The sequence below is a fragment of the Bifidobacterium sp. POST2/T3 (B1) genome (assembly GCF_058197115.1).
The window spans coordinates 1-10193 of record NZ_JBVPQK010000083.1 but is presented as its reverse complement, the minus strand read 5'-3'; the positions used below and the strand labels follow the sequence as shown (position 1 = coordinate 10193).

The window sequence follows — 10193 nt, the reverse complement described above, 5'->3', positions numbered from 1 at the left end:
TGAGCGAAAGCAGCCACGGCCACTCCCGCTTCGCAACTGCAACCCCATACAGCACCAGCCCATCCACAATGAAGATGCCCGCGGCCAAACCATACAGGATCAGATTCAGGATCTTCATGCTTCGTACGTCCTTATCGAGCGCCTGCTTCATGGTGTCGAGGTCTCCTTTGATCAGCTGGTCGATGCTCACGTCGAAAAGGTCGGACAAAAGGAGCAGGTTCTGCACGTCCGGGTAGGTGCGGTCGTTCTCCCAGTTGGATATGGTCTGGCGGGACACGAATATCCTGCCGGCGAGATCGTCCTGGGACATGCCCCGCTCCGAGCGATACCGGCGAATCTGACCGCCTAGTTCCATACCCCTGCCACCCGCCTTCCCTGGCCATCGTCCGCCGGCCGATTGTTGGTTGACGACCATGTGCCTGCATCATCGAGGCCTGCGCAAGCCCGACCCCCCTCACGCTATCAACCCAAACCCTCACCCGCCAAAAATTCCCCTGCCAAAAGTCTTTGACACCCTTGTTTTTCAAGGATTATCGGCATGGCTCAGCCTAGATACAGGTTGGGGGAAACACCCCGGACGGGTTATCAGCACACCACCAACCACACCCGCCTCCCGGCGCCCATTACCAAGCCCTGAGTATCGTCATGCAATTACGCGATACAAGGATAAGGACATGCAGTCGGTGGGAGAAGACCCAGTCATACTCCCCAGGATCCGCGAGTTACATCGGGAGATTATGACGGCGGAGGTGGTTCACGCACGGAAATCTACTATGTGCTGCGCATCAAGAATCAATGGAGCCGGTTCATGGATAACCATCGGCGTAGATTCCAAAGGTCTTCTCCTGGAAATGGTGGCCATCTGCGAAAGCAATCCTAAGAAAGGCAGCTCGGATAAGTGGCTTACATACCGCGTCATGACATCGACATCAGACAATACAATGCGTGAACTCAGAACCACTATGAGCCCAGGGAGCGGATGAGAATCGACGGCTGCTTCGGAGTGGACAACCAGATACTCAACACCGTGGCACTCGAAAACCCCGACCGGGAACGGCACTGTTCTATTTGACTGACACAGGCTCCTTGGGTCCCAAGATCATCGCAGTAGCGTATTTCATTTTTTCGCCAGATATTCGAATGCCTCAGATTACGCCGAGGCGTCCTCCTCTGGAAGTCGGATTCAGGAGGAAATCGCAGGGCACAAATACACTTCGGGTCGACTTCACAAGCAACGCTCCCAAAAACTGGCTGTGGCATCCAGGACAGCAACACCGTCCAGTTCATGTTTCCGCCCCAAATATCAAGACATGCTTTCTAGTATCCAGCCCTTAGCGTTCCTATATTCTTATTTTCTTGTTCTCATTGCCCTTAATCAGCAGGTCATCGAGCCGTGAGAACAGGTAGGTCCTCACAAGTGTTTTTCTGTCCAGAACAGCTTTTCGCCATGGACCCATCTATGTAAATCCCTACCCGTTACACACTCCTTCAGGCAAGCGCTGGTTCACGATCTGTCTTTTGGCCGAAACACCATTCTTGGTCTATAACATTCTTTTGCTGAGTGCTCTCCGTATTTTATTTAATAAATGTATCGCGCAATATATGTTCGAACAGACGTTGCTTTGACAAGATAGATTTAACGTTTTATCATGAATGTGTTGCGTTGATATAACGGTTTATCAACACAATGTAGTGTTTTGACGCAAGTTCAAGTCTGGGAGAAGCCTGGGCTTGTTGAGAAATCGCTATTAAAGCCAGTCAGAGTAGAAGGAGCTTCACAATGGCGAAAAAGATGATCCTCGATTTGGACACAGGCGTGGATGACACCTTGGCCCTGAGCTACACCCTTGGTAGCCCAGACATTGATTTATTGGGAATCTCAGGCACTTACGGAAATGTGGTGCTTAAGCAGGGCTTGCGAAATTCGCTGGCCGTTTTGAGTCTGCTGGGCCATCCTGAAATTCCGGTCTATCCTGGCATCGACCACCCAAGCGACAAAGACGAGTTTCTGACTCCATCTGCAGACATTCACGGCAAGAACGGCATCGGCGAAGTAGTAATTCCTGACTCCAATAAGGAACCTGAAACAACCAGCGCAGTCGATTTCATTATTGATTCCATAAAGACCTATGGCAAGGATCTGGTCTACGTCCCCACCGGCCCATTGACCAATTTGGATGCTGCCATCAAGCGTGCACCTGAAATTGTTGACCAAATTGGTCAAGTGGTGCTCATGGGTGGAGCCTTGACAGTCTGCGGCAATGTCAATCCTTGGGAGGAAGCAAATATCTCCCAAGATCCAGAAGCAGCCAACAGAGTATTCCGTTCTGGTATCCCCGCAAAAATGATCGGGCTGGATGTCACCCTCCAAACGTTGCTGACCAAGAAGGAAACTCAGCAATGGCGCGACATGGACACTCCAGGCTCCAGATTCCTGGCTGACATGACTGATTTCTACATCGGCGCCTATGCGAAATTCCACCCTCACCTTCATGGCTGCGGTCTGCATGATCCTCTCGCTGCCGCAGTGGCTATTGATCCCACCTTTGTAAAAACACTGCCTATGAACATGCAAGTAGACGTGGATGGGCCCACCCGAGGCCGTACCATCGGTGACAACACGCGTTTGAATGATCCACGGAAGACCATGGAAGTCGCTGTACAAGTCGACGTTCCCCGGTTCCTGAAAGAATTCATGTCTCGCACAAGCGCCGCCTGCCGCTGAAAACAATCGTCAAACTTTGCCGGGCAATAGCCGCCCGGCATCGGTTGGTTAGGAAACTACTTTGTCATCACAAAATACTCAAACTGAAGCTCTTGATAAATTCGATCCCAGACAAGATCCAGAAGTTACGAACAGGGCTGCCGTCAAAGCCTTGATCCCCCTCCTCATAACCTTCGTGCTGGGCACATTGTGCATGCAGGCATTTAATCTGGTCTTCGAACAAGTTGGCCAAGACGTGGGTGATCCCGCACACGCCTCGCTCATCACGGCAATACCAGGTATCATTCTCGGCATTGTCTGTTTCATTTACGGATCTCTCGGAGATTTCGTTTCGCTGAAAAAGATGGTCATGGTGGGCATGGCCTTCCTTTTGACGGGTTCGATTCTCGGATTCCTAGCCACATTTTTCATCACCGGCAATCTGTGGGTGGTCATAATCGCCCGCTCAGTTCAAACGGCAGGCGAACAGGTCGCGGGCTCCGTCTATCTGGTGGTGGCTACGAAGTATCTGAAACCATCATTAAAGGTCATATTCTTTGGCGTCTTCACCGCAGCCTTCCAGCTTTCCAACGTCATTGGAATACTGGCAGGTGGGTGGCTGGCCACCTTGCATTGGCAATTCCTCTTCCTCATTCCCGTGGTGACCATCTTCTTTATCCCGATCCTGATGCACAACCTCCCCAGCGATAGCGGTAATGGGAAAAAGATCGATGTACCTGGCTTCATACTCTTCGGTGGCGGTGCTGCTTTCCTCACGCTCTTCTTCTCATTCAATGCGTGGTGGATGCTGATCGTCTCCATTCTGCTGTTTGCAGCCCTTGCGGTGTACATCCACAAGGTGGAAGAGCCCTTCATCACGCCCGGCTTCTTCCGTAATGTCCCCTGGCTGCTGGGATGCCTGTTGGTCTTCATCATTGATTTCACGCCGAACTGGTTCTCGCCCATGCTCAACGCCATTGGCCGCGATGTTTATTCCATCAATTCCGCCAAGGTGTCCCTGCTCATCGTATGGGGACCTGTCGTTGCAGTCATCGTGGGATGCTGCTCCGGCTTCATTGTCGACAAGATCGGTCGTGGGGCATCAATTATCTGCGCAGCGACTTCAATGGCCGTCGGCATGTTGATGGTTGCATTCCTAGCCCAGAAGAACACGATTTTCATGGCAATTGCCCCCATCTTCTTCAACGGCGGCCAGGCCTTCCTTTATTCGCCTTTGGTTGATACGGTTCTGGGAACTCTGCATAAGGACGAATCCGGACGTGGTGTTGGCCTGAATGATCTGATTATGAACACCACCGGTTCTATCGGAATTTCTGTTTTTGGCAGTCTGATGGCTAATCCTGCATTGTCGAAAGGCAGCTTAATCGGGAAAACCGGGGCGGGTGCCACTTACTCCAACCTGGCTCTTATTTCTGTTGGAACCCTGGTTGTAGGTGTCGTTCTGGTACTCATTCTTCGTCATAAGCTATATGGCTCTCGTACAGACCTCAAGAATGAGCGGTGATAATCAGCGGTTGTAGCCCCATTGCGGTTACAACCGTATTTGTAAAATAAACAGAATGAGCAAGGCCTGATGGCGATTATCCAAAGACGATCGTCACCAGGCTTTCCAACGACCTAAGAATGATTTCCTCTAAAAAGGCACTATTTCTGAAGTAACACGACTCTTACCACCCAAGGGAAACAAATATATGTTCCCTCTCCCCCTAGCAGCCCGGCTCCAAAGCGAATTGCTTGTTATTGTAGGTTTACAGCAAAAGTCGACATCAGATTGTGTTATAAGACAGTTCTTGGATAAAACCAAAGGAGCGGCTATGAGCGTACGAGTGAGGTTGAAAGATGTTGCTTCAGCCGCTGGCGTATCGGTGGCCGCCGCATCTTTGGTTCTCAACGATAGACCTATCCGCATGTCTAAGGGCAAACGGAAACTCATCATTGAGACTGCAAAGAAGTTAAAATATGTGCCCAATCAGAATGCTCGCAGTCTTGTAACAAATACCTCAATGCTGTTAGCTCTGCTGGTCCCCGATATAGAAAACTACTTCTTCGCCTCGCTGGCAAAACGTATTGAAGACACCTGCCGGTCATATGGATATTCACTGATAGTGGCCAACTCCGATGACAAGGAGAAAATCGAGCATGAGTTGTTAATTCAGCTTGATTCACAGGATATCGATGGACTGTTTTTGATTCCTTCTCAAGAATCTGTGAAAAATAAAGCCGCTTTGAAGGCAGAAGTGACCCGGATGAGTTGCCCAGTGATCCTCACGGATAGGCTTCTTGGCATGGACTGGTGCGACAGCGTGGGTTCAAATAACTATTCAGGTGGAAGACAAGCTGCTGAAATACTGGTACGTCATGGTCATACACGCATAGCATGCATATCCGGTGATAGGGAATCAGATACCTCGGAGGCTCGCAAGGCAGGTTTTCTGGACGGTCTTTCAGAAGCAGGGTTTCCCATTAATCCAGAGCTCGATGTCAATGGAGATTATCGCTTCGGCAGCGGCTATGAAGCGGCAGATTCACTGATCGACAAGGGTGCAACCGCCGTATTCTGCTGCAACGACCTAATGGCTCTTGGCTTTATTAACAGATTAAATGAACGTGGAATGAAAATACCTGATGACTGCTCTCTCATCGGGTACGATAATACTTTGAATCATTTAGGGGTTGGGCAGAACCTGACAACCTTCGATCAAGGGATTGCAGAAATGGCCAAAACATGCTCCTTGCAAATGATGCGTAGAATCTCTGAATTGCGAAAAGACGCTAGGAACAAGACCTGGTTGGAATCGCCTGTCACGCATGTCCTCGAGCCAACAGTGGTCCACCGCGGTTCGGTGCGGAATTTTTCATCTACAACAAATTGATCATCATCAACACTGCAGTAGTAAGCAGTCATCCGTAGCAGTACAGGACATAAACAGATACTCGTGATAAATGGAAGATCTTTCAGATTAGAGCTGGTACTTAATTACCCTACATCCTGGATAGTGTCCAGAATTACTCTTGATCCAACATACTCAAGACTCGATCATGAGCATCCAATACACAGCTATTTATCAAATTCGACATCAACCCAACAAGAACCAAAAATTACGACCCTGACATATTGTGACAGCTCTCTGAACTTTGGGGCTGCAAGCGGTGGCAGCTCATCCATAGAGACAGCGCACAGTGGTACGAGATGCGCCAATCCCCGGAATCTGGCATGACAGAAACCAAATAGGCTTCCGAGCCCATTGAATCAGGAGAAAAACAGGAAGGTGTCATAAGACGTACCTTCCTTAAATTGAATCCTTTGCTACTCACGAATGAACGAAAGCCATGGATAGGAGTATCGGCACCAATGAAGTTCGGCATGCCCCCGTTCAATCCCAGACCCTCCCCAAGGCGAGAATCAAAGCAGGCGAAAACGGCATGCGAAGAAAGTCCTAATTCCCGGATGAGGAAAAAGCATGGGGTGGATACAGAACCCTGCGAAAACCACCTGCAACAAAATCTACTAGATGACCACAATTAACCTCTGGGACCCGTCAAGTAATGCAGATGATCAGTTGTGCTTCGGAGAAGCTTTTATTTTGCGAGGACTTTTGCCGCTCAAGTGTCACAAAAAATCGAGCTTTTGCCGGATTCACCGAACTATAAACAGGTTGGATCGATCCCGGATTTGTTTCGACGGGATGGAACCATACTTCACGATACTATACATTGCGCGCTGCTGGCTCTCTGTCTGTCTTTGTTTTATGGCAAGCGTTTGAAAGCCATTGGACGACGTCCAGGCTGTTGTCGTCGCCTGAGATGATATAGTCGCAGTCGGTTCCTATTTTGTTGCAACCTCTCGCATGGCGTTTGGCTTGGCATTTGCCGTCTGCCCTGGCTTTGACCTTGGCTCTGATCCGCTGTCAGTCGCAGAGCAGCCGGTCGCGCCTGCGCGAGGTCTGCCATATACAGCACCTGCTTGGCATAGCCACTCCTGGAGAGATATGGATGTGTAGCCTGGCTCGCGCCCAGCAATTGGAGCTGTGGCGCGGACAGGTAAGGATGATGCCTGCGGGCAAGCATTCCGGTCTGCTGGCTTGTCTGAGCGTCGCACAGCTGTCAGCTGTCGGACAGGAGCTCTGCCCGGGCGGGGATGTAGGCGACCGCGGCAGCGGGGACCGCCTGAGCTGGCGTGGTCCATATATCAACGAAGCGGCATGGGCGCCTGATGACAATCCCTGCAAGGACGGCGCAGGACAGTGCTCCTTAAGACCAGGTATGCACGGCGTGTCCCCCCCCCCTCCCTTGATAACTTTACATACTTTGTTATTATAGTAATTGTCGATAGAAAGGAGGAGACCAACGGACAACATCTGGGCGGCAATCAGCTCCATCGCTTCGGCGGTGTAGGCGATAGCCGCAGTCGTCGCCATCATCCAGAACAGGAAACGATGACCTGACAAAGGGGTTCCGGTTGCCCATAGAAACCGGAACACCCGCCTTCCAGACTAGACCAAAGGCAAATCAGCATGGACAGATTCAACACATTCGGATGGGTCGCATTGGCGCTCGGCGTCTGCAGCCTCGCTCTCGCCTTCTGGCAGCCGATCCCGGCAGGGGTCTTCGGGCTGGCCGCCGGCGGGTTCGGACTGGCAGCAGGACACAAATAGTGACCCGCAGGTACCTCAGCCTCACTGAGGTGGCAGAACGCCTGAACATCACCAAAGGCGCGCTCGCACGATACAAGCTACCGGAACCCGACGTGTACGTGGGACGCACACGCGGCTGGACCGAGCAGACCATCGACGAGTGGAACGCCGCCCGGCCAGGCCAAGGAGCAGGCGGCGGCAGACCACGCAAGCAGATGTAGGGCCAGCCTGGCTCGCGTCCAATGGTTGTAAGGCTTGTGACGCGGCCAGGCCCCAGGTGGGGATGCCCACAGGAAGGGGGAAGAAGGGAAAACAGAACCTGCGGGCAGGTATAAGAAAAGGCCGGGGCCTCTTCCGGGTTCTGACCTTTGCGCGTTAACAGGCTACGCTAAGTTCATCTGCGTTCGAGTTTATGCTGTGCATCGTGCACGTCGTCATGCTGGGCAATCTTAATCAGACATTTAAGCAGTAAAGCAGTCTGACGACTCCGTGAGCGCAAAGAGCACGGAAAACTCGAAAAACCACGGTACGAGCTTCGTGTTACCTAAAAAATCACCCAATAATGCCTCCGGTGATGATGCTACGCTGATGAACCTGCAGTAATTTTGGAAAGCCTGTTGCTAACCATGACATCCCCTACGCTTACTCTCAATTCCCTGAAAGATTCCAGCTCTTAGACAAGCCAGAACAACCGCTACGTCAGTGAAGCTTGCCGGTAGTTCTACGGCAATTGACATGGCTATGTTCGGATTCCCTGTATTGGAGTTGCCTATCATTTTCACAAAAATGGAAATCGCGGATATATAAGTCATCATAAATGCAATTGGAGAAAGGCTATAATACAGTATTCACTATAGCCGGGTGGTCTTTAACTCTCCCTAGAAAAGATCTCAGTTTAAGACTCGTATTAGCACTCCGCTTACGTCTTGCTCAGTATCAGTACTGTCCTGACTTCTTCCGGAATTTAAGAATTGCATCATACATTCCAGCAATAATCTGGTTCGGATCCATGGCTTCATCAGCGTCGCCAAACTCGGTTTGCACTGTCATTCTCTCTTTGACAAAGTCAACCTGCTCGACATCGATTTTGCCACCTTTGCCAGGCTGGAGTGTCTTGGCTTTTAACCGAGAAACGCGTGCCCCAGGTAACTTACCGTTTACGCCTTTCACGAGCACCCTGGCTTCTTTCAGTAGGCCGTCAACCGCAGAACCACCTTTTTGCGTGCGGTCGAGAGTGATATTTAAATTAATCTTCATGCCATCGCTCCCGGCCAATCCTTTTGCCGATGCTGCGACCGCTACGCCCTTTTCAATCTGACTTTCCGACTTACCATGGGGTTGTCCCTCGAACTGGACATATAAGGATCTTACGCCTATTGCAGATTGGAGTTTTTTCTTGGCATTTCTGCGGGTAACGTGATTAAACACAAATCTCCGGCCTTTTCGCGGCAGATTCAAGTAAAGTGTCATCCATTCAGCGGCTGCTACGGATGTCGAGCCGGCCGACGAACGAAACATTGCCACATAGTTAGTGCTTTCCACCGGCAGCAAATACGTGTATTCGTCAATCTCGCTTAATCCAAGTGCCTTTCTATTGGCACCCAGACTTTTCGCATTCCCCTGTGCATCTTTGCCACCCGGCCTTTCGTGAAGCGCCCTAGGCTTCAATAGGTGAAAATATCTTGCTACCGGAGTTGAGCTTTCGCCAACTTCTCCTTCATAATAATTTTTCCTAAAAGGTATGACTTCCACAATTTCTTATATTTTTAAGAATTGCTCCCAATCAGCTGGACCCCATTCCTTGACATTGCCCTTATTATCTGTCACTTCACGGGTGTATAAATATACAATCCTTCTTTTCCCAGCCATAACCTTGCTCCTTCGTACATATTTAGCTGGATAAGGAATATAACAAAAGCTGGAAACGTGCTTCTATAAGCAGCCACATCGTACGAAGAGGCCTTCCCCGTGCCCTTGGGGTATCCGAATACAGTTCTGGGCTTGCTGGTAGCCTGCTGATAGTCACAGCCGATGAGAGGATCTATAGTCAAGAAATTGGCCTCGCTGCTCCTAGCGATATGCGCATCAGTCTCTCTCACTGCGTGTGGAGAACAGAGCTACGATGCAGTACAGCAACTCAACGCCAAATGCAGCAAAGCATCCGATGCTATTCAGTGCAACAAAAAGGAGAACAGCATACTATACATACCTGAATTGGAGTCGAGCTCAAGCCCAGAGCCTGTGCCTGGCCTTTTATGCATCACAAAAACCATCGGCGTTACCGCCGCCGGGCCGAACAATCAAGTGCAAGACGACGGCAGCGGATATCTGAAAAAGAGTGGATACAGCACCGGCATATCGTCTACAGGGCAAAATGTCATACTTACCATAGAAGACGAAGAGAAGTGACAGTAATGAAGTTCGGTATGCGCACGCCTAGCCCCAAGCGCTCGTTCAAGGCGAGGACCACGGGCAAATGGAAGCGGCAGGCAAAGAAGGCCCTCATCCCCGGCTACGGGTAGAAAGGCATGGGATGGATAAGGAACCCAGGAAAGCCGCCTGCAACAAGATCTACCGGAAGACCGCGTTCAGCTTCTGGGACCTGTTCAAGTAAGGTGGTTGGTTAGCCCCGCTTCGGCGGGGCTTTTCTTTTGCAAGAACTTTTGTCACACAGATGTCACACAAAATCATGTTTTTGAAGAATTGACCGAGCAATGAAAAAGCCCCACAGCTATTGAGGCTGTAAGGCTTTCGTATGGTGCGCCAGACAGGATTCGAACCTGCAACCTGCTGATCCGTAGTCAGCTGCTCTAATCCGTTGGGCTACTGGCGCA

6 protein-coding genes and 1 tRNA gene are annotated in these 10193 nt (G+C 50.6%); 4 read left to right on the top strand and 3 right to left on the bottom strand.

The features are described from left to right. On the bottom strand, positions 1 to 310 hold a 310-nt coding region (locus AC0AP0_RS05620), incomplete at its 3' end, for a helix-turn-helix transcriptional regulator (RefSeq protein ID WP_490429660.1). Between the two features lie 1470 nt (positions 311 to 1780). On the opposite strand from AC0AP0_RS05620, the gene AC0AP0_RS05615 reads away from it, so the two are divergent. The 4 genes from AC0AP0_RS05615 (at position 1781) to AC0AP0_RS05600 (ending at position 7580) form a co-directional block, all read left to right on the top strand. Next, positions 1781 to 2725: a nucleoside hydrolase gene (locus AC0AP0_RS05615; protein WP_490429659.1), complete on the top strand. Its 945-nt coding sequence runs from the start codon at positions 1781 to 1783 to the stop codon at positions 2723 to 2725. Positions 2726 to 2786: 61 nt separating this feature from the next. Beyond that, the gene (locus tag AC0AP0_RS05610) at positions 2787 to 4229 is read left to right on the top strand and encodes an MFS transporter (RefSeq protein ID WP_490429658.1); all 1443 of its coding nucleotides are present in this window, start codon (positions 2787 to 2789) and stop codon (positions 4227 to 4229) included. Positions 4230 to 4539: 310 nt separating this feature from the next. Beyond that, complete coding sequence (locus AC0AP0_RS05605; RefSeq protein ID WP_490429657.1) at positions 4540 to 5598, top strand: LacI family DNA-binding transcriptional regulator; 1059 nt, start codon at positions 4540 to 4542, stop codon at positions 5596 to 5598. A gap of 1781 nt (positions 5599 to 7379) precedes the next feature. Then, on the top strand, positions 7380 to 7580 hold the full coding sequence (locus tag AC0AP0_RS05600) for a helix-turn-helix transcriptional regulator (protein ID WP_198208413.1): 201 nt from the start codon (positions 7380 to 7382) through the stop codon (positions 7578 to 7580). 715 nt (positions 7581 to 8295) lie between these two features. Here the strand turns inward: AC0AP0_RS05600 and AC0AP0_RS05595 are convergent. Beyond that, positions 8296 to 9111 carry a hypothetical protein gene (locus AC0AP0_RS05595; RefSeq protein ID WP_490429656.1) on the bottom strand — a complete coding sequence of 272 codons (816 nt, stop codon included), beginning with the start codon at positions 9109 to 9111 and terminating at the stop codon, positions 8296 to 8298. A 1004-nt stretch (positions 9112 to 10115) separates the two neighbouring features. Next, a tRNA-Arg gene (locus AC0AP0_RS05590) sits at positions 10116 to 10192 on the bottom strand. Position 10193: the final 1 nt, after the last annotated feature.

Excerpts from the sequence above, each read along its gene's own strand:
- AC0AP0_RS05605 (WP_490429657.1), top strand. The coding sequence starts at position 4,540 with ATGAGCGTACGAGTGAGGTTGAAAGATGTTGCTTCAGCCGCTGGCGTA.
- AC0AP0_RS05615 (WP_490429659.1), top strand. The coding sequence starts at position 1,781 with ATGGCGAAAAAGATGATCCTCGATTTGGACACAGGCGTGGATGACACC.